The sequence below is a fragment of the Enterococcus sp. XAF26B05_ASV22 genome (assembly GCF_056727285.1).
In genome coordinates this window covers 1,736,977-1,757,267 of the sequence record NZ_CM161538.1, presented here as the reverse complement: position 1 = coordinate 1,757,267, position 20,291 = coordinate 1,736,977, and the positions used below count along the sequence as shown (strand labels likewise).

20 protein-coding genes are annotated in these 20,291 nt (G+C 36.4%); 19 read left to right on the top strand and 1 reads right to left on the bottom strand.

The genetic code is table 11. The features are described 5' to 3' along the window. Positions 1 to 51: 51 nt before the first annotated feature. The 17 genes from AC1PU0_RS08755 to AC1PU0_RS08675 all read left to right on the top strand — a co-directional run bounded on the left by AC1PU0_RS08755 (position 52) and on the right by AC1PU0_RS08675 (position 16,845). Positions 52 to 894 (top strand): DegV family protein, encoded by an 843-nt coding sequence (locus tag AC1PU0_RS08755; RefSeq protein ID WP_069653160.1) that lies wholly within the window; start codon positions 52 to 54, stop codon positions 892 to 894. A 174-nt stretch (positions 895 to 1,068) separates the two neighbouring features. Next, the gene (locus AC1PU0_RS08750) at positions 1,069 to 1,965 is read left to right on the top strand and encodes an SGNH/GDSL hydrolase family protein (protein WP_069653161.1); all 897 of its coding nucleotides are present in this window, start codon (positions 1,069 to 1,071) and stop codon (positions 1,963 to 1,965) included. A gap of 5 nt (positions 1,966 to 1,970) precedes the next feature. Beyond that, a complete protein-coding gene (locus AC1PU0_RS08745; RefSeq protein WP_206850243.1) occupies positions 1,971 to 2,669 on the top strand; it encodes a YpmS family protein in 699 nt (232 codons plus the stop codon). Then, entirely contained in the window at positions 2,666 to 3,175 is a 510-nt protein-coding gene (gene msrA, locus AC1PU0_RS08740) for a peptide-methionine (S)-S-oxide reductase MsrA (protein WP_206850244.1), read from the top strand. The genes AC1PU0_RS08745 and msrA overlap by 4 nt, the downstream gene beginning before the upstream one ends. A 4-nt stretch (positions 3,176 to 3,179) precedes the next feature. Then, on the top strand, positions 3,180 to 3,398 hold the full coding sequence (locus tag AC1PU0_RS08735; RefSeq protein WP_069653163.1) for a YozE family protein: 219 nt from the start codon (positions 3,180 to 3,182) through the stop codon (positions 3,396 to 3,398). A gap of 95 nt (positions 3,399 to 3,493) precedes the next feature. After that, positions 3,494 to 4,939 (top strand): S41 family peptidase, encoded by a 1,446-nt coding sequence (locus AC1PU0_RS08730; RefSeq protein ID WP_206850276.1) that lies wholly within the window; start codon positions 3,494 to 3,496, stop codon positions 4,937 to 4,939. A 164-nt stretch (positions 4,940 to 5,103) separates the two neighbouring features. Beyond that, positions 5,104 to 5,658 (top strand): signal peptidase I, encoded by a 555-nt coding sequence (lepB, locus tag AC1PU0_RS08725; protein WP_206850245.1) that lies wholly within the window; start codon positions 5,104 to 5,106, stop codon positions 5,656 to 5,658. A gap of 8 nt (positions 5,659 to 5,666) precedes the next feature. Continuing rightward, positions 5,667 to 6,530 (top strand): ribosome biogenesis GTPase YlqF, encoded by an 864-nt coding sequence (gene ylqF, locus AC1PU0_RS08720; RefSeq protein ID WP_069653165.1) that lies wholly within the window; start codon positions 5,667 to 5,669, stop codon positions 6,528 to 6,530. Continuing rightward, entirely contained in the window at positions 6,520 to 7,287 is a 768-nt protein-coding gene (locus tag AC1PU0_RS08715; protein ID WP_479998203.1) for a ribonuclease HII, read from the top strand. Before ylqF ends, AC1PU0_RS08715 begins: the two co-directional genes overlap by 11 nt. Before the next feature lie 67 nt (positions 7,288 to 7,354). Further along, a complete protein-coding gene (dprA, locus tag AC1PU0_RS08710) occupies positions 7,355 to 8,236 on the top strand; it encodes a DNA-processing protein DprA (protein WP_206850248.1) in 882 nt (293 codons plus the stop codon). A gap of 120 nt (positions 8,237 to 8,356) precedes the next feature. Then, positions 8,357 to 10,435 (top strand): type I DNA topoisomerase, encoded by a 2,079-nt coding sequence (gene topA, locus AC1PU0_RS08705; protein WP_111247177.1) that lies wholly within the window; start codon positions 8,357 to 8,359, stop codon positions 10,433 to 10,435. A gap of 76 nt (positions 10,436 to 10,511) precedes the next feature. After that, positions 10,512 to 11,828, top strand: a complete 1,317-nt coding sequence (gene trmFO / locus AC1PU0_RS08700) for an FADH(2)-oxidizing methylenetetrahydrofolate--tRNA-(uracil(54)-C(5))-methyltransferase TrmFO (RefSeq protein WP_206850249.1) — start codon at positions 10,512 to 10,514, stop codon at positions 11,826 to 11,828. Positions 11,829 to 12,057: 229 nt separating this feature from the next. After that, complete coding sequence (gene xerC / locus AC1PU0_RS08695) at positions 12,058 to 12,957, top strand: tyrosine recombinase XerC (RefSeq protein ID WP_206850251.1); 900 nt, start codon at positions 12,058 to 12,060, stop codon at positions 12,955 to 12,957. Positions 12,958 to 13,043: 86 nt separating this feature from the next. After that, positions 13,044 to 13,592 carry an HslVU peptidase proteolytic subunit gene (gene hslV, locus AC1PU0_RS08690; RefSeq protein ID WP_069653171.1) on the top strand — a complete coding sequence of 183 codons (549 nt, stop codon included), beginning with the start codon at positions 13,044 to 13,046 and terminating at the stop codon, positions 13,590 to 13,592. Between the two features lie 16 nt (positions 13,593 to 13,608). Next, positions 13,609 to 15,012: an ATP-dependent protease ATPase subunit HslU gene (gene hslU / locus AC1PU0_RS08685; RefSeq protein ID WP_069653172.1), complete on the top strand. Its 1,404-nt coding sequence runs from the start codon at positions 13,609 to 13,611 to the stop codon at positions 15,010 to 15,012. Between the two features lie 152 nt (positions 15,013 to 15,164). After that, the gene (gene codY, locus AC1PU0_RS08680; protein WP_069653173.1) at positions 15,165 to 15,956 is read left to right on the top strand and encodes a GTP-sensing pleiotropic transcriptional regulator CodY; all 792 of its coding nucleotides are present in this window, start codon (positions 15,165 to 15,167) and stop codon (positions 15,954 to 15,956) included. 13 nt (positions 15,957 to 15,969) lie between these two features. Continuing rightward, positions 15,970 to 16,845: an aldose 1-epimerase family protein gene (locus tag AC1PU0_RS08675; protein WP_111247852.1), complete on the top strand. Its 876-nt coding sequence runs from the start codon at positions 15,970 to 15,972 to the stop codon at positions 16,843 to 16,845. Between the two features lie 49 nt (positions 16,846 to 16,894). On the opposite strand, the gene plsY is transcribed toward AC1PU0_RS08675, so the two are convergent. Then, positions 16,895 to 17,539: a glycerol-3-phosphate 1-O-acyltransferase PlsY gene (gene plsY / locus AC1PU0_RS08670; protein ID WP_206850253.1), complete on the bottom strand. Its 645-nt coding sequence runs from the start codon at positions 17,537 to 17,539 to the stop codon at positions 16,895 to 16,897. Positions 17,540 to 17,656: 117 nt separating this feature from the next. Between plsY and AC1PU0_RS08665 the strand changes: the two genes are divergently transcribed. After that, complete coding sequence (locus AC1PU0_RS08665) at positions 17,657 to 18,082, top strand: CoA-binding protein (RefSeq protein ID WP_206850254.1); 426 nt, start codon at positions 17,657 to 17,659, stop codon at positions 18,080 to 18,082. Positions 18,083 to 18,204: 122 nt separating this feature from the next. Continuing rightward, positions 18,205 to 20,283 carry a DNA topoisomerase IV subunit B gene (gene parE / locus AC1PU0_RS08660; protein WP_069653177.1) on the top strand — a complete coding sequence of 693 codons (2,079 nt, stop codon included), beginning with the start codon at positions 18,205 to 18,207 and terminating at the stop codon, positions 20,281 to 20,283. The last annotated feature ends 8 nt before the right edge of the window (positions 20,284 to 20,291 follow it).

The following is a 20,291-nucleotide window of genomic DNA, read 5'->3' as shown; positions in this document are numbered from 1 at the left end:
CTGTATTTTAACACGAATTGAGGTTGTTTTTAAAGAAAGAGTGATAAAATTATGACAAATGTTAAAATTGTGACCGATTCTTCTTGCACAATGCTGAAAAGTGTACGCGATGATTTGGATATTCAAATGATGCCTTTATCTGTAATGATTGACGGTGTAGTATACGCTGATGACGACCATTTAGAAGGCGAACAGTTTATGGAATTGATGAGTACAGCAAAAGCATTGCCAAAGACAAGCCAGCCGCCAATCGGCGAATTTGTGGAGCTATACGATCGCTTAGGAGCTGATGGAAGCGAAGTGATTTCCATTCATATGACAAAAGGCTTGAGCGGTACAGTAGAAGCGGCTAGACAAGCGGGGAATTTAAGCTCTGCCAATGTGACAGTAATCGATAGTGATTTTACCGATCAAGGCTTATCATTTCAAGTAATTCAAGCAGCTAAATTAGCTAAAAATGGTGCAAGCGTTCCAGAGATTTTAGCTGAAATCAATCATGTCAAAGAAAATACGAAGCTATTCATTGGAATTTCTACATTAGACAATCTAGTTAAAGGTGGTCGGATCAGTCGTACAACCGGACTTTTATCCAACATTTTTAATATGAAAGTAGTCATGGATTTCGAACATACAGAACTGATTCCTGTGGCTAAAGGTCGAGGAATGAAGACGTTCAATAAATGGTTTGATGAACTAAAAAATGAATTAAGTACTTTATCAAATGTGCGTCAAATCGGTATTTCTCACGCAGATGGATTAGAGTTAGCTAATGGATTTAAAGAAGGCCTACAAGCACTATTCCCTGATATGGAAATACCTGTGTTGCATACAAACCCTGTAATCGCAACTCACACAGGTAAGAGTGCATTTGCTATCATGTACTATACGGACTGAGTTTTGAGCAGATCAAACTGATCTGCTTTTTTTAATCAATTTTTTTATAACTTTTTACTGTACAAATGAAGTGAAAATAGAGATAATTTACTTTAATTAAAAATAATATTGCCAAATACTGTTAATCAGCGAATGTTCAACCTTTTCGTGATTCACAGCAAAGGAAGGGATACAATGAAATTACTTTTCAAAAGAAATTGGCCAAGCTTCACACTTTTTTTCATCACGATGATTGGTATTTTTTTATTATTAGTAGTGGCAATACCTAAAGCCAAACCAATTTTAGGTACTGGAACAATGCAAGTAGCTAAAACGGAAACAAAAGAAGTGCTCCACTACACCGCCATCGGTGACTCATTGACTGAAGGAATTGGTGATTTAACAAATTCAGGTGGATTCGTTCCACTCGTGGCTAAGGATTTGCAGGAGGAATATCATTTAAACGGTGTCCAAACAGATAATTTTGGAAAAAACGGTGATCGCAGTGATCAAATTCTTAAGCGAATCAAAAAAAATAAAGAAATCCAAGATGGCTTAGCTTCAGCAGATATTATTACGTTGACTGTGGGCGGAAATGACTTGATGAAAGTAATTAAGGGAGACGTATTCCGTTTAACGAAAAATTCGTTTGAAAGACCACTGAAAAATTATCAGAAAGAAGTAGAAAAAGTTCTAACGGAAATTCGCAATTACAATGCAGAGGCACCCATTTATGTCCTAGGCATTTACAATCCATTTTATCTTTATTTCCCTGATATTACAGAAATGCAAGAGATTGTGGACAACTGGAATAATGGGACAGAAGAAATCGTCAAAGCAGAAAAAAATGCGTATTTTATTCCAATAAATGATTTGCTTTATAAAGGAGCAGGTGATGAGGTAGGGATCGTCAGCAGTGAAGATTTAGCCTCTGGCACAGCATCAAGCAGTGAGCTAGATATCAAAAACAATGCGCTATATGAAGAAGACCACTTTCACCCCAACAATTTAGGATATCAACTCATGGCAAGTGCAGTGCGTGACGAAATGGTAAAAACGCAAGATAAATGGCTCAAAAAAGGAAGTGAGTGATACAAATGGCAAATGAACCAGAAGAAAAAAAAGAAGTGAAAAAAACGATCAAACGAAGCAAAAAAGCGCCTGAAGTAAAACGATCCATTAATTATTGGAAGGTTGCGTTCATTGTTTTGGTAGCAGCCTTGATTGGAAGTTTAGCCTTTGTTTTTGTAAGAGTCACCCAAGTTCGCGAACCAAACTATAAGCCCGTTCCAGAATTAGTTGAAAAAGACGGTACACCTGTTATAGCGGTTCAATCAACGAAGAAGCAAATAAATTCACTGATCGATTTTTACCTAGGTGATTTCCAAAAAGGATCAGATATTACTTATAAATTTTATCTGGAAAATGAAGCGATGCTAAATGGTACTTTTAAAGTCTTAGGACATCCGATTCAATTTTATCTTTATTTTGATCCTTACGTAATGGATGACGGTAATGTGCAACTCAAAGCAAAAAGCTTATCGATTGGTACACTAGGATTACCAATGAAAGAAATCCTAAAGTTTGTTCAAAGAGATTACAAATTACCAAACTGGGTAGAAGTAAATCCAGATGATAGCACTGTTTTACTTCGTTTAGATCAATTTAGAATGCAAAACGGGTTATTTATCCGAGCAGAAAAAATAAATTTAGTAGATGACGACATTCGTATGAATATCTACTTACCAAAAGATAGTAATAATACTACTTTAGACACGAAGGAGGAGTCAAATTGAGTGAAAAAGCAATTTTTGCCGGTGGTTGTTTTTGGTGTATGATCCAACCATTTGATACACAACCAGGGATTCAATCAGTAACGTCTGGTTACACTGGAGGACATGTAGCTAATCCCACATATGAACAAGTGTTAAGTCATACTACAGGGCATACTGAGGCTGTTGAGATTGAATTTAATCCTACTGTTATATCCTATGAAAAATTAGTTGAAATCTATTGGCAACAGACAGATCCAACGGATGCTTTAGGTCAATTTGAAGATCGTGGTGATAATTATCGCCCAGTGATTTTTTATATAAATGAGAAACAGAAAAAAATTGCAGAAAAAAGTCGAAAAGCATTACAAGAAAGTGGCCGTTTTACTGAACCAATCGTTACAACGATTGAACCTGCAGCTATTTTTTATCCAGCAGAAGACTATCATCAAGACTTTTACCAAAAAGACCCAGAGCGTTATAAAGATGCTCATATAAATCGAGCAAATTTTATAGAAAAGAATTGGTGACCATATGAGAAGAAGTTTTTATCACTATTTAATGACGCTAAGAGCGCCAAAAAAAACAGAAGAGAGCCAATTTGCAAACGATGCTGCGAAAGATATTCAGTTTCCTAAACAGTCTGAAGAGTATCATGAATTATCTAGCTATTTAGAAATGAATGCTGATTATTTAACAAACATGCACATTTTTGATGACTTATGGGAAAAATACTTAGAAAACAATAAATAAAAAGAGAAGGAAAGGCAAAGAAAGCTTTTCCTTCTTTTTTTTTCATGGTAAACTTGAAAACATGCAATGATATTTTTACAGAAAGAGATGACCGTATGAAAAATAAAAGACAAATCCCTTTTCACCAATACATTATTTCGATTCTTTGTGTTGCTTTTTTAGCCGGCGGTAGTTGCTATATTTATTTTGACTACCAATACAAAAAACAATTAGCAAACACTCCAGTTCAAAATAGTGAGTTAAAAAAAGTCGATAATCTATATAATGAAATCATCAATAATTATGTAGGAAAAGTTGATGAAAAGAAATTAGTCGATGGGGCACTAAAAGGTATGACAGAAGCCTTGGATGATCCCTATTCAAGCTACTTAAATGAACCAGAAGCAGATGAATTAGATCAAAGTCTAGCAGGGAGCTTTGAAGGCATTGGGGCAACAATGACCATGATGGATGAGCTACCAACTGTGGCACAAGCACCAATCGAAGGGTCTCCAGCAGCCAAAGCAGGAATCAAGGCGAATGATATAGTTTTAAAAGTCGATGATAAAGAAACAAAAGGAAAGACTCTTTCCCAAGTTGTCAGTAAAATTCGCGGAAAAAAAGGCACTGAAGTCCGTTTAACAATCAAACGGGGCGAAGAAACCTTTGAATTGAAAATCAAGCGAGATACGATTCCGATCGAGACTGTTAAAGGAGAGATAGATAAACAAGATCCTACGATCGGTTCGATAAAAATCACTTCATTTGGTGAAAATACCTATAAGGAATTACAAGACACAATCAAAAATTTAAGAAAAGACGGAGCTAAAACTTTTGTGATTGATTTACGGCAAAATCCTGGTGGCTTACTGGACCAAGTCGAAAAAATGGCGAGTATGTTCCTTGAAGACGGCAAAACAATCGTTAAATTTGAAGACAAAAAAGGCAATACCAGTGAGGATGTCGCTTCTACTGATTTAGATGGTGGCTTTAAAGTAACTGAACCGACCGTTGTTTTAGTTGATGAAGGAAGCGCTAGTGCATCTGAAATTTTTGCGGCAGCTTTAAAAGAATCTGGGAATAAAAAAATCATTGGAACTAAAACGTTTGGTAAAGGAACCGTTCAAACCATTAAAAATTTGAATGACAAGAGTGAAATCAAGTTAACCGTCTTAAAATGGCTGACACCAAAAGGGGAATGGATTCACAAAAAAGGACTAGAACCGACCATTACAGCTGACTATCCAGATTTTGCTTATTTATCGCCGATTTCAAGAGATAAAACGTTAAAAGCAGGGGATTCTTCACCAGTTGTCAAAAACGTCAATGCTCTGTTAAATGCTCTTGGTTATGAAGTTAATCCTGATACTAGCGATTTTACTGAGCAAACAAAAGAAGCCGTAAATGCGGTACAAACAGACAACGATTTACCCGTTACAGGGGAAGTTGACAATGATACGGCCGCTCAAATTGAAATTGAAGTTGGAAAGAAAATTAAGGATAACGACCAAGCATATGAAACTGCCATAAAGGAACTACAACACGAAAATAAAAAGAACTAAAAGAAACCACTGTGAAAAATAACGATACATTCAAAACTGAAATTGACTGTTCACGCCAATTTCAGTTTTTACTATGATCTGTTTTATTTTTCCTTTAAATTAGTCGCTTTTTCTAGTGTTTTTCCTTTATAATAGAATCAGCAAGAAAAAAGGGAGAGAAAAGAGTGGAAAAACGAAAATCTTATATTGGCTATTTTATTTTTTTCATAAAAATACTCATTCCTTCCCTAGTGTTGTTGTTTATACTAAGAGGTTTTATTTTGATTCCTGTACCTGTCGATGGGAATTCGATGGAGAAAACCCTTAGTCAAGGTGACATGATCGTGATGGAAAAATTCACATCAATCAAGCGATTTGATGTAGTTGTTTTCAAATTACCAAATGGAGCCATATACATTAAACGAGTAATTGGGCTACCAGGAGAAGCGATTCGCTATGACAATGATCAGCTTTTTATAAATGAAAAGCCTATTGAGGAGCCGTTTTTAGAAAAAAATATAAAAAAAGATCACGAGACAGCCCCTTATACGACTAATTTTAATTTAAGTGATCTTACTACGGAAGAGGTTTTACCCGAAGATAGTTATTTTGTATTGGGTGATAATCGACGAATGTCAAAAGACAGCCGCTCTTTCGGAGCTGTAGAAAGCAAGTATATTTTAGGTAAAGCACAGTTTGTATACTACCCAATAACACATATGAAATTCATACCAAGATAGGTGATAAAATGACAATACAATGGTTTCCAGGACACATGGCTAAGGCCAGAAGAGAAGTATCCGAAAAAATAAAGTATGTTGATATCGTTTTTGAATTGATAGATGCAAGGCTTCCCCTTTCATCAAGAAATCCAATGATGGATCAGATTGTACAACAAAAACCGCGTTTGATTTTACTTAACAAAGGTGATTTAGCTGATAAGGATCAAAATCAAAAGTGGCAAAAGTATTTCCAAGAAAAGGGCTACAATACTTTAGTTATTAATGCTCAACAAAATAAAGGCATCAACAAAATTGTTCCAGAAGCAAAGAAAGCACTAAAAGAAAAACTAGATCGAGAACGTTCAAAAGGGTTAAAACCACGTGCTATTCGTGCAATGTGTATCGGGATTCCAAACGTTGGAAAGTCAACATTGATGAATCGTTTAGTCGGTAAAAAAATTGCCCAAACAGGTAATAAACCCGGTGTGACGAAAGGCCAGCAATGGCTTCGTTCGGGAACAGATTTAGAATTGTTGGATACCCCAGGTATTTTATGGCCTAAATTTGAAGATCAAGAAATCGGTAAAAAATTAGCTTTAACTGGCGCAATCAAAGACCAACTTCTACACTTAGATGATTTAGCAATTTACGGGTTAACATTTTTTTCACGTTTTTATCCAGAGCGACTGGTTGAACGTTATAAGCTAACACAAGAGGAGACCTTTTTACAAGGAGCTGAACTTCTGATGCTAATTAGTCAAAAGCGTGGCTTTCGCGATGATTACGATCGTGCAAGTGAAATGATCATTCAAGAAATCCGCAGCAGCAAATTAGGCCCTTACACATTAGATCGCTGGGAAGAATTAGGAGTTACAAAAGATGAAAACTGAGTCAATTCTGCAAATTAAAGACACTTTAGCCACGATTGATAATCGAGATGATGACAGAATCCGTTTGTGGCAAGCAGATGAGCGTAGCGGTGTTCAACAAGCGTTAAGACAATGGGATAGAAGGATTCAGCGCCACGAAAACGAAATAGCGTTGTTTGAAGAAATGCAACAATTTGAAAATGAAGCCCGAGCTAAGGGGCATCGATTGATTGTTGGAATCGACGAAGTAGGTCGTGGACCGTTGGCGGGTCCTGTTGTTGCGGCAGCTGTTATTCTTCCTGAAAATTTTAAACTTCTCGGCGTAAATGATTCTAAAAAATTATCTGCAAAAAAAAGAGATGAACTCTACAATGAAATCCAAAATCAAGCTATTTCAATTGGGATCGGCATGGTAGATCATCATAAAATCGATGAAATCAATATTTATCAAGCTTCAAAAATGGCTATGGGCATAGCGTTGGAAGATCTTTGTTTTGTTCCTGATTATTTATTGATTGATGCAATGACGTTAGATGTTAATATTCCCCAAGAAAGTATCATTAAAGGGGATGCTCGCTCCATATCGATTGCTCAGACAAGTATCGTTGCTAAAGTTATTCGAGATCGTATGATGGAAAACTATGCTAAAACGTATCCTGGTTATGGTTTTGAAAATAATGCAGGTTATGGTACAAAAGAACATTTGCTAGGTTTGGAAAGACAAGGAATTTGCGAAATTCATAGAAAAACGTTCGCTCCAATTAAAAATATGTATTAATAAAATAAAATAACCTTTTTTTTGCGAATACTTACTATAACAAGTATTTGTGAAAGAAGGTTTTTTTATGGAAGAAAAACAACAAGCGTTACTTTTTAAATTAGCTATTTGTAACGGCATTGGAAATTTAGGTATGCTGAAAGTACTAGATTTTTCAATGAGATACAACAATAGTACAGATTTTTCTAAAGAAGAAATTATCCAAATTGCTGGAATTACGACCTATCAAAAACTATTTTCTGAATCATGGGATTTTTGGTCAAAAGACCCTGAAAAATTAGCAGTATACCAGCACTCACACCGCTTTATTACAATTTTAGATCCAATATATCCTTATTACTTAAAACAAATCTATAATTGTCCTGTGATACTGTTTTATAAAGGAAATATCGAGCTTTTAAAACAAAATTGTTTGTCTTTTATCGGAGCAAGAGCTGCTTCTGTATATGGAATTAATGTTGTACGCCAATTGATTCCGGAAATAGTCAGTAATAATTTAACTATTGTTAGTGGATTGGCTAAAGGAATTGATAGTGTCAGTCATCAAATCACGATGCAACATGGTGGGAATACCATTGGTGTCATTGGAACAGGGGTAGATAGTTGTTATCCTAAGGAGACCGCACATATTCAGCGAAAAATGATGGAGGAGCAACTAGTTATAAGCGAATACCCTAATGGTACAGGACCTAGAAAGTATCATTTCCCAATGAGAAATAGGATCATTGCAGGAATGAGTCTAGGTACTTGTGTAATCGAAGCCAGAAAAAAAAGTGGTTCTTTGATCACAGCCCAAGCTGCTCTAGAGTATGGTCGTGAAGTTTTTGCGGTCCCAGGTAATGTATTTGATTCCCAATCAGATGGTTGTCACGGCCTCATTCAAGATGGAGCAAAATGTACTATTTGTCCACAAGATATTTTAGAAGAAATTCAATTTTTTACGATTTAACTGTATCAATCCTTGACAAACCTGTAATGAATAGATATGATGAAGTACGATTTGTGAGTTCTCTACATTTTGATATATATAATAGAAGAAACACAAAAACCGAAAGGAGCCACACGTTTAATGGCGTATAAATATCTAGTTATTGTGGAATCACCAGCTAAAGCCAAAACGATTGAAAAATATTTAGGAAAAAACTATAAGGTTGTTGCCAGTGTTGGGCATATTAGAGATTTACCTAAAAGTAAAATGGGTGTTGATACTGAAAATAATTATGAACCGCACTATATCTCAATTCGAGGTAAAGGCGACGTCATAAAAAGTTTAAAAGCTGCTGCAAAAAAAGCTGAAAAAGTTTATCTCGCAGCCGATCCGGACCGAGAGGGGGAGGCCATTGCTTGGCATCTGTCTTTCCTTCTTGGCTTGGATTTAAATGATAAAAACCGTGTTGTATTTAATGAAATTACGAAAGAAGCGGTAAAAGCTGCGTTTAAAGAACCTCGCACGATTAACCTAGACTTGGTAGATGCGCAACAAGCACGCCGTATTCTAGATCGTTTAGTGGGTTATTCACTAAGTCCAATTCTTTGGCGTAAAGTGAAGAAAGGCTTAAGTGCTGGTCGAGTACAGTCTGTAGCACTTAAAATTATCATTGATCGTGAAAATGATATTCGCAAATTTATTCCAGAAGAATATTGGAGCATTGATGGTAATTTTCAGAAAGCAAAGAAAAAATTTAAGGCTAATTTCTGGGGCCTAGATGGTAAAAAGAAAAAATTACCGAACGCTGAAGCAGTAAAAGAAGTAACTACTCGAATCAAAGGCAAAGAATACGATGTGACAAAAGTTGAAAAGAAAGAGCGGAAACGTAATCCTGCATTACCTTTTACAACTAGTAGTTTACAACAAGAAGCAGCCAGAAAATTAAACTTCCGAACACGAAAAACTATGATGGTTGCGCAACAATTATACGAAGGAATTCCCTTAGGGAAACAGGGTACAGTAGGTTTAATCACGTATATGCGTACAGATTCCACTAGAATCGCAGATTCTGCAAAAGCAGAAGTAGCAGAATATATTGAAAAAACGTACGGTAGTGAATTTTCTGCTCATGGTGGTCGTAAAGTAAAAAATGCGCAAGGAGCCCAAGATGCTCATGAGGCGATTCGTCCTTCTAGCGTTATGCGTGCCCCGAATGAAATCAAACAATATTTAGACAAAGACCAGTTAAAACTGTACACTTTAATTTGGTCACGTCTGGTTGCCAGTCAAATGACACCGGCTATCTTGGATACAATGAAAGTAACATTGGAACAAAACGGCGTGATTTTCATTGCGAATGGTGCTAAAGTAAAATTCAAAGGTTTTATGCAAGTTTATGTTGAAGGTCGCGATGATGGCAAAGAAGATAAAGAAAATATCTTACCTGATTTAGCCGAAGGAGACAAAGTCAATGCTCTTGATATCGAACCGAAACAACACTTCACACAACCACCTGCAAGATTTAGTGAAGCAACATTGATCCGAGCTTTGGAAGAGAATGGTGTTGGACGGCCATCAACCTACGCACCAACCTTAGAAACGATTCAAAGACGTTATTATGTTAAGCTAACAAATAAACGTTTCGAGCCGACCGAGCTAGGAGAGATCGTTAATTCATTGATTGTTGAATTTTTCCCACAAATCGTTGATGTTCATTTTACAGCTTCAATGGAAGGGGATTTAGATAAAATTGGTGTTGGTCAAGAAAAATGGGTAGAAGTCGTGGATCGTTTCTACAGACCGTTTGAAAAAGAATTGACAAATGCAGAAGAAAAAATCGAAAAAATTCAAATCAAAGACGAGCCAGCTGGCTTCGATTGTGATCTCTGTGGTCATCCAATGGTAATCAAGCTAGGACGTTATGGTAAATTTTATGCATGTAGTAACTTCCCAGAATGTCGAAATACTAAAGCAATTGTCAAAGAAATTGGTGTTACTTGTCCAGTTTGTAAAGAAGGGCAAGTTATTGAACGTAAATCTAAAAAGAATCGATTATTCTACGGTTGTAGCCGCTATCCAGATTGTGACTTTACATCTTGGGATAAACCAATTGGGCGTCCATGTCCAAAATGTGGTCAATATCTCGTTGAGAAAAAAGTCAAAGGTGGAAAACAAGTCGTCTGTATCAATGGTGATTATGAAGAGAACGTTCAAAAATAAACGATATCTATAAAAACAAGAAAATTAAAAAACCAGCGGAAAAGCCCGTTGGTTTTTTGAAGAAAAGAGGAAATAGATGAATACTCCTGTAACAGTTATCGGCGCTGGCTTAGCGGGCAGTGAAGCTGCTTGGCAAGTTGCCCAATCTGGTGTCCCAGTAATACTTTATGAAATGCGTCCTGTAAAAAACACTCCAGCTCATCAAACTGAAAATTTTGCTGAATTAGTATGTTCTAACTCATTGAGAGGCAATAACTTAACGAATGCTGTTGGTGTTCTGAAAGAAGAAATGAGACGTTTGGATTCAATCATCATCAACAGTGCGGATAAAACTGCTGTACCTGCTGGTGGCGCTTTAGCCGTTGATCGAGATACGTTTTCACAAGAAATTACGGATAAAATAAAAAATCATCCATTGATTACAGTTAAGAATGAAGAAATCACTGCTATTCCAGATGGAATCGTGATCATTGCCACAGGGCCATTGACTTCAGAAGCATTAGCAGAACAAATCAAAGAGTTTAACGGTTCAGACGGTTTTTACTTTTACGACGCTGCGGCACCGATTGTGGACAAAGCAACGATTGATATGGATAAAGTTTATTTAAAATCTCGCTACAACAAAGGTGAGGCAGCATATTTAAATTGTCCAATGACGGAAGAAGAGTTTAAAGCTTTTTATGAAGCCTTGATTTCTGCTGAAGTTGTTCCTTTAAAAACATTTGAAAAAGAAAAATTCTTTGAAGGATGCATGCCAATTGAAGTAATGGCTAAACGAGGCATCAAAACGATGTTATTTGGGCCATTAAAGCCAGTTGGATTGGAAGATCCTAAGACAGGTAAACGTCCCTATGCTGTTATCCAATTACGCCAAGATAATGCAGCCGCTTCATTATACAATCTTGTAGGTTTTCAAACACATCTAAAATGGGGCGAACAAAAACGTGTTTTCCAAATGATTCCAGGTTTAGAAAATGCTGAATTTGTTCGTTATGGTGTTATGCATCGTAATAGTTTTATGAACTCACCAGAACTATTGAAACCAACTTATCAATCTCAAAAGAGAGAAAACTTATTCTTTGCTGGTCAAATGACAGGTGTTGAAGGATACGTAGAAAGTGCAGCTAGTGGTTTATTAGCAGGTATGAATGCAGCTCGTTTGGCCAAAGAGGAAGAACTTATCGTTTTCCCAAGAGAAACAGCTTTAGGAAGTATGGCCTATTATATTACGCATGCAGAAGGCAAACATTTCCAACCGATGAACGCTAACTTTGGTTTGTTCCCTGAATTGCCAGAAAGAATTCGGGATAAAAAAGAACGATATGAAGCCATTGCAGACAGAGCTTTGACGACATTAGCTAAAATGAAACAAGATTTAACTATCGAAGAATAAACGAAAGAACAAAAAGACCAGTGCGAATCAAACGATTTGCATTGGTCTTTTAAGCGATACAAAACAACCGAAAAACAGATTAAATTACGCTTACAGTTTATGAGCATTTAAAGTTAAATATGAATAAATTGTTACTAAATTTGAAAATATTGATTAAATTCTGACAATTCGTTTGTTTTTTCAAAATGGTTATGCTAAAGTTACTGTGTAATTTAATGGAGGAAGGTTTATGCAAGAGAAAAATTGGTCTGAACTATTTTTAAACTACTTGATCATTGAACGTGGTTATTCTGAAAAAACCAAAATTGCATACGAAGAAGACATGCACAATTTTTTTGTGTTTTTAAAAAATTCGGGAGAGCCTGATTATTTAAACGTCGACCATTTGGATATTCGCTCCTATTTGAGCTTCCTATATGATAAAGAATATAGTCGGAATTCTATTAGTCGAAAAATTGCTAGTTTACGTTCTTTCTATCAATTTCTGCTTAAAAATGAAGTCATCAAAGAAAATCCATTCTCGTATGTACACATGAAGAAAAAACAATTACGTCTTCCTCGTTTTTTATATGAAAAGGAGATGGATGCTTTGTTTGACAGTGCTAAAGGGTCGAAACCTTTAAATTTAAGGAATCAAGCATTGTTAGAAATTCTCTATGGTACTGGAATTCGAGTAAGTGAATGTACAAACTTAACCTTGCAATCCATTGACTTTTCTGCAAACGTATTACTTATTCATGGGAAAGGAAACAAAGATCGGTATGTGCCTTTCGGTTCTTTCGCGCAAGATGCATTAAAAGAGTACTTGGAAAATGGACGAGCTGTTTTGATGGAAAAATACCATCGTGAACATGCGTTTGCTTTTGTTAATCATCACGGGGAACAAATTACCCCAACTGGTATCGAGTATATTTTAAATCAACTTATAAAAAAAAGTACCTTAAATAGCGATATTCATCCTCATATGTTACGTCATACATTTGCCACACATTTACTAAATAACGGAGCTGATATGCGAACCGTTCAAGAATTATTGGGGCATTCTGATTTATCAACGACCCAAATTTATGCTCATGTAACAAAAGAAAGTTTACAAAAAAATTATCGAACATTTCATCCTCGTGCGTAACGAGTCTTGTATCAACTAGCTTGCAGGCTAGCAACACTAAAAAATAGAAACAAGCCTGTTCAGCTTTTAAATTAGGAGGAACTATAATGGTTGAATCACAATTTCATTCAACAACGATTTGTGCTGTTGAAAAAGATGGAAAATTTGCGATGGCTGGTGACGGTCAAGTAACAATGGGAGAATCTGTTGTTATGAAAGGCACTGCTAAAAAAGTTCGTAGAATATATAATGACGAAGTCGTTGTCGGTTTTGCTGGAAGTGTAGCAGATGCGTTTACACTAGAAGAGAAATTTGAAGGAAAATTAAACGAATACAATGGCAATTTAACTCGTGCTGCAGTTGAATTAGCTCAAGAATGGCGTACACAGCAATCTATGCAAAAATTAGAAGCCATGTTGATTGTTATGAATGAGAAGGAAATGTTGCTAGTTTCAGGTACAGGTGAAGTAATCACTCCAGATGATGGTATCTTAGCAATTGGTTCAGGCGGAAACTTCGCCTTGTCAGCAGCTCGTGCAATGAAACATTACGGAGATAAAGATATGTCTGCTAAAGAAATCGCAAAAAATGCGTTAACTATTGCGGCAGATATCTGTGTCTTTACAAATCACAATATTATTGTAGAAGAATTATAAATGGGGGACAATGACCATGAATGAATTAAATAGAACACCAAGAGAAATTGTCAAAGAATTGGATGAATATATCATCGGACAAGAAACAGCCAAAAAATCAGTTGCAGTAGCTCTAAGAAATAGATATCGCCGTTTACAGCTTGAAGAAAAAATGCAACAAGATGTAACGCCAAAAAATATGCTGATGATTGGACCTACAGGTGTAGGGAAAACAGAAATCGCCAGACGCCTGGCAAAAATCGTCAATGCTCCTTTTATCAAAGTAGAAGCGACTAAGTTTACAGAAGTTGGTTATGTTGGTAGAGATGTAGAATCAATGGTACGTGATTTAGTAGAAAACGCTATTCAAATTGTAGAAAAAAAACAATACAGTAGAGTTTATTCTCAAGCCTTGAAAAAGGCGAATAACCGTTTAGTAAAAGTTCTTGTTCCAGGAATCAAAAAAGAACAAAAACAAACGTCCAATAATCAATTTGAACAAATGATGCAAATGTTCAACAGTGCGCAACAACCTCAAGAATCACAAGAAGAAGTAACGGAAGAAATCAAAGTGAATCGCAAAACGATTCTCGAGCAACTACAAAAAGGATTACTAGACAATCGTGAAGTAACGATTGAAATCGAAGAGCCTAAAAAGACAATGCCAGCTATGAATAACGGCATGGAACAAATGGGCATCGACTTAAACGAAACTTTAGGAGCTCTATCTCCTAAGAAAAAAGTCGAACGTACAGTTACTGTCAAAGAAGCCCAAGAACTATTAGTTAAAGAAGAGTCCGCTAAAATTGTTAAAGATGCAGACATTCACAGCGAGGCAATTCGTTTAGCTGAAAGTAGTGGCATTATTTTCATTGATGAATTTGATAAAATCACTTCAAAAAGTCAGCAAAACTCAGGCGAAGTTTCTCGTGAAGGAGTACAACGTGATATTTTGCCAATTGTTGAAGGTTCTCAAGTCAATACAAAATATGGTCCGGTTCAAACAGATCATATTTTATTTATCGCATCTGGCGCATTCCATTTGTCTAAACCAAGTGATTTGATTCCTGAATTACAAGGTCGATTCCCAATTCGTGTCGAGTTAGACGATCTAACTGCAGAAGACTTTGTCAAGATTTTGACAGAGCCAAATAATGCGTTGATAAAACAATATATCGCTTTAATTGGCACTGAAAATGTCACAGTTGTTTTTACGAAAGAAGCAATCGAACGGATCGCAAATATTGCGTTTGATGTCAATAGAGACACTGACAATATCGGAGCTCGACGCTTGCATACGATTTTGGAACGTTTGCTAGAAGATTTATTATTTGAAGCACCAGATATGCAAATGGGGGAGATTACAATTACAGAAGCATATGTGAATGAAAAACTGAACAGTATTGTTCAAAATGAAGATTTAAGCCGTTACATTCTTTAAGAATTTCAATCTTCAAGTCTGCAGAAGTTCTTTTGAAACAAACAAGGGTCGTAACAAGAACTGAGTTGAGAATCTTTGGTACAAGATGATGAAAAACGGATCGATAATACCATCTATTTTCTAGCTCAGTTTTTAAATTAGGAGGAGTAAAAATGACTACTTTATTAGAAAAAACGCGTCAAATCAATAAACTTTTACAACAAAAAAATACCTTTGATCAAAAGGCCGAATTACCTTACGACAAAATGGCTATGATTTTAGGCGATGTTTTAGAAAGTAATGCGTATATTATCAGTAACGAAGGGGTTTTGTTAGGGTATAACGAAAAATTAGATGTTAATAATGCGCGTGTGAAACATATGTTTGAAGAAAAACGTTTCCCACAAAGTTACACAGACGCAGCAGATAACTTGGTTAAGACAGAAGCAAATATTTCAATCACTAGCGATTTAACTGCTTTTCCTATCGAACTACGTGAAAAATATCCTTTTGGACTAACAACCATTGTCCCAATGTTTGGTGCGGGTGAACGTTTAGGAACGATTATTTTGGCAAGAGTAGAACAGTCCTTCAATGATGAAGATTTGGTTCTAGCTGAATATAGTGCTACTGTTGTTGGCATGCAGATTCTTTATCAGCAATCACGTAACATCGAAGCAAGCGTTCGTAGTGCAACTGCCGTACAAATGGCGATTAATACATTGTCATACAGCGAGTTAAAAGCAGTTCAGGCTATATTTAAAGCTTTGGATGGCGAAGAAGGTAGATTAACGGCTTCCAGTATTGCCGATGAAATTGGAATCACGCGCTCAGTAATCGTAAATGCTTTAAGAAAATTAGAATCAGCAGGTATCATTGAATCAAGATCCCTAGGAATGAAAGGGACTTATCTGAAAGTCTTAAATAAACAATTCATCAAAGAATTAGAAAAAGATAGTAAGTAGGGGGGCAGAGAACATGACTGTACAAATTGAAAATGATTATTTGATTGCAACAATAGCAGAAGATGGTGCCGAGCTTATCAGCTTGAAATCGAAGAAAAATAATATTGAATACATCTGGCAAGGAGATCCAGCATTTTGGGGCCGTCACGCACCTGTATTATTTCCAGTTGTCGGGCGCTTAAAAGATGATCAATACACATATGAAAATCAAACTTACCCGATGGGACAGCATGGATTTGCCAGAGATAGCCTTTTTGAAGTAATCGAACACGGGTCAGAACTAGTTTCACTATCGTTAAAAAGCACCAAAGAGTCGAAAAAAATATATCCTTTTGAATTTGAATTGATTCTTTCATATGTCCTAGAAGAAGACAATTTAATTGTTAAGTATCAAGTAGAAAATACAGGTAATGCGGATATGTATTTTTCAATTGGTGGACATCCTGCATTTAATGTACCTTTAGAACAAGAGTTGACGTTTGATGATTATTATCTAAGTTTTTCACCCAAAAAATCTCGTACTCAGATTCCGTTAGCAGGTCCTTTTGCAGATTTCGAGCATAAAACATTAGGACAAACGAATACTAGTCTTGATCTTCGGAGAGAGCTATTCAAAGAAGATGCAATTATTTTCGAAACCAAAGGAGTAAATACCTTTACAATTGAAACAGACGAAGGTCCTCACAGCATTAGTTTAAGTTTTACAGATATGCCTTATGTCGGCGTTTGGTCTCCTTATCCACAAGAAGCCCCATTCGTTTGTATCGAGCCTTGGTGTGGTATTGCAGACGAAGTAAATACTACAGGAAATCTTGTTGATAAAAAAGGGATCAACAAACTAGTTACAGCAGATATTTTTAAAACACAATATACACTTACAGCTAAATAAACTAAAAAACTAGGACACGAAGTATTGCAAACTTCATGCTCTAGTTTTTTTAATAATTTGTTTTATTTTTTTTGCGAGCGCCCAAACCAAACGGTATTCGACTTTCGGTGCCATCTTTGATTCGTTCTATATTATCTTTGTGACGGATAAAAATAAAAATTGTCAACGCTAATGCAATCGATGTTAATAACCAATCAAAATGAGGCAAGATAGCTGGAATAGCGAAAGGCAAAATAATTGTCGAAAGTGTGATTAGCACAGCACTGATCATACTGGACAAACTTACCATGCTAGTAATATATAACATAATAATAAAAATTAAAGCAGAATAAACAAAAAATGCTGGATTGTACGCCAAAATCATCCCTGCACTAGTAGCGACAGCCTTTCCTCCTTTGAAATTTGCAAAAATAGGAAAGGTATGACCTAGAACGGCTGCAACACCAAAAACTAGTGGATTTACATCTAAAGTAAATAGTAGAGGCAGGCAAGTTGCAAAGGTTCCTTTTAAAATATCCATCAGCAAAACAGCTATTCCTGCTTTTTTTCCAAGAACTCTAAACGTATTTGTCGTTCCTGTGTTACCACTACCAAATTGCCGAAGATCCTTTTTGAAAAAAAGTTTGCCTATCCAAACGCCAGAAGGAATAGAACCAAGTAGATAAGCTATAATCAATAGCACAAAAAATTTCATTAAGTAACCTCTTTCTGTTCAAACTAGCATTTATTCTATCATGAATAGAAACAGCTAACAATAATTAAATATTCGTTGTATAATGAAAATGAAGAGAAAGTAGAAAGGATGATCAACATGCCCATAGAAAACCCAACACAAAAACAAATTTTTGATTACCTAAAACAAGCCAAACGAATCGCAGTCGTTGGACTAAGTGCGAAAGAAGACCGTACAAGTTATAAAATAGCTGAATTACTACAAGAATCTGGTTATGAAATTATTCCAGTAAATCCAAAGTTGGTAGGAAAAAAGATCCTTGGTGAAAAAGTCTATGAGAAATTGCAAGATGTACCAGGACAAATCGATATCGTCGATATATTTCGTCGAAGTGAATTTTTACCTGAAGTTGCTCGAGATTTTATAGAAACTGATGCAAAAGTCTTTTGGGCCCAATTAGGACTGGAAAATGAAGAAGCTGCTGAAATCTTGAAAAATGCAGGAAGAAATGCTATTATAATGAATCGTTGCATTAAAATTGAATTAGCTGAAATGCCTAAATAGATGCAAATAATCTTAAGAAAGAGTGGCCGTTGAGGAAAGCTCTTTTTTTTTGAGAGCTTTTAGAGTATTATTGTAATGATGTGGCCTTGCGCCCTATAATTCAAGTATAAGGAGTTTTTTCTTTGGCGAAAAAAGTAAACAATGAATACAACGACGCCTCCATCCAAGTTCTAGAAGGATTGGAAGCCGTACGAAAAAGACCAGGAATGTACATCGGCTCCACAGACAGCCGCGGATTACATCATTTAGTCTATGAGATCGTTGATAATGCAGTTGATGAAGCACTATCTGGTTATGGAAATGAAATCAGTGTGACAATTCAAAAAGACAATAGTATCAAAATAACTGACGCTGGACGTGGTATGCCAGTTGGCATGCATGCATCAGGAATCCCAACTGTAGAAGTAATTTTCACCGTTCTTCATGCAGGAGGAAAATTCGGTCAAGGCGGGTACAAAACTTCCGGCGGACTACACGGTGTAGGTGCTAGCGTAGTGAATGCATTATCTAGCTGGTTGGAAGTGCGTATCGTCCGTGACGGTGTTGAATACATGGAGCGTTTTGAAAATGGCGGAAAACCCGTTGGAACCTTAAAAAAAGTTGGAAAAACGAATAAAAAGAATGGAACTTCCGTAATTTTTCTTCCAGATGACACCATTTTTTCTACTATACATTTTTCATACGATACCTTAGCAGAGCGCCTAAGAGAATCTGCATTTCTATTAAAAGGTGTAAAAATCTCTCTAACTGACCTTAGAGGAGAAGAACCTAAAGAAGAAATTTTTCATTATGATGAGGGAATCAAAGAATTTGTTGCCTACCTTAATGAAGAAAAAGATACATTAACACCTGTTGTTTATTTTTCAGGGGAAAAAGATGGCATCGAAGTTGAGCTTGCTTATCAATATAATGATGGCTATTCAGAAAATGTCCTTTCATTTGTCAATAATGTCCGTACAAAAGATGGTGGTACTCATGAAGTAGGGATGAAGTCTTCAATGACAAAAGCTTACAATGAGTATGCAAGAAAAGTCGGTTTGCTAAAAGAAAAAGATAAAAATCTCGAGGGTAGTGACTTTCGCGAAGGATTGGCAGCAGTCTTATCGATTCGTGTTCCGGAAAACTTGCTGCAATTTGAAGGGCAAACAAAAGAAAAACTAGGGACCCCAATGGCACGAAATGCAGTAGATAATGTTGTTGGAGAACAAATGGGCTTTTATCTACAAGAAAATAGCGAAATGAGCCAACAATTAATTCGTAAAGCGATCAAAGCGCGAGAAGCCCGTGAAGCAGCTCGTAAAGCGCGAGAAGAAAGTCGCAATGGCAAAAAACGGAAAAAAGGCGAATCTCTTTTATCTGGAAAACTGACACCGGCTCAATCACGTAATCCTAAAAGAAATGAATTATATTTAGTCGAAGGAGACTCTGCCGGTGGTTCAGCAAAACAAGGGCGCGACAGAAAATTCCAAGCGATTTTACCTTTACGAGGAAAAGTATTAAATACTGAAAAAGCTAAAATGCAGGATATTCTGAAAAACGAAGAAATCAACACGATGATCTACACAATTGGGGCAGGTGTTGGGCCAGAATTTTCAATTGAAGACTGTAACTACGATAAAGTTATCATCATGACCGATGCGGATACCGATGGCGCTCATATTCAAGTATTGCTATTAACCTTCTTTTATCGTTACATGAAACCACTGATCGAAGCTGGTAAAATCTACATTGCGTTACCACCGCTCTATAAAGTGTCAAAAGGAATTGGTAAAAAAGCAGTAACAGAATATGCCTGGACAGACGAAGAATTATCGAATGTGACGGAGCAAGTCGGCAAAGGATATATGCTTCAACGTTACAAAGGATTAGGTGAAATGAACGCAGACCAGCTGTGGGAGACCACAATGGACCCTGAGACACGTACTCTGATCCGAGTAAGAATAGATGATGCAGCTCAAGCAGAACGTCGCGTAACGACTCTTATGGGCGATAAAGTAGAGCCTAGAAGAAAATGGATCGAACGCCACGTCCAATTTACATTAGAAGAAGACGGCAGCATCTTAGATAGAAAAGATGGCGATAAAGAGATTTCACCATCTATTTCAACTGACGTGCTAGATGAAGAAAAAAAAGAAGAAACTGAGCGTAAAAATGCCGAGTCTGAAGCAACACAAGATATCAGTTTATTCGATTTAGAGTAGGGAGTGAC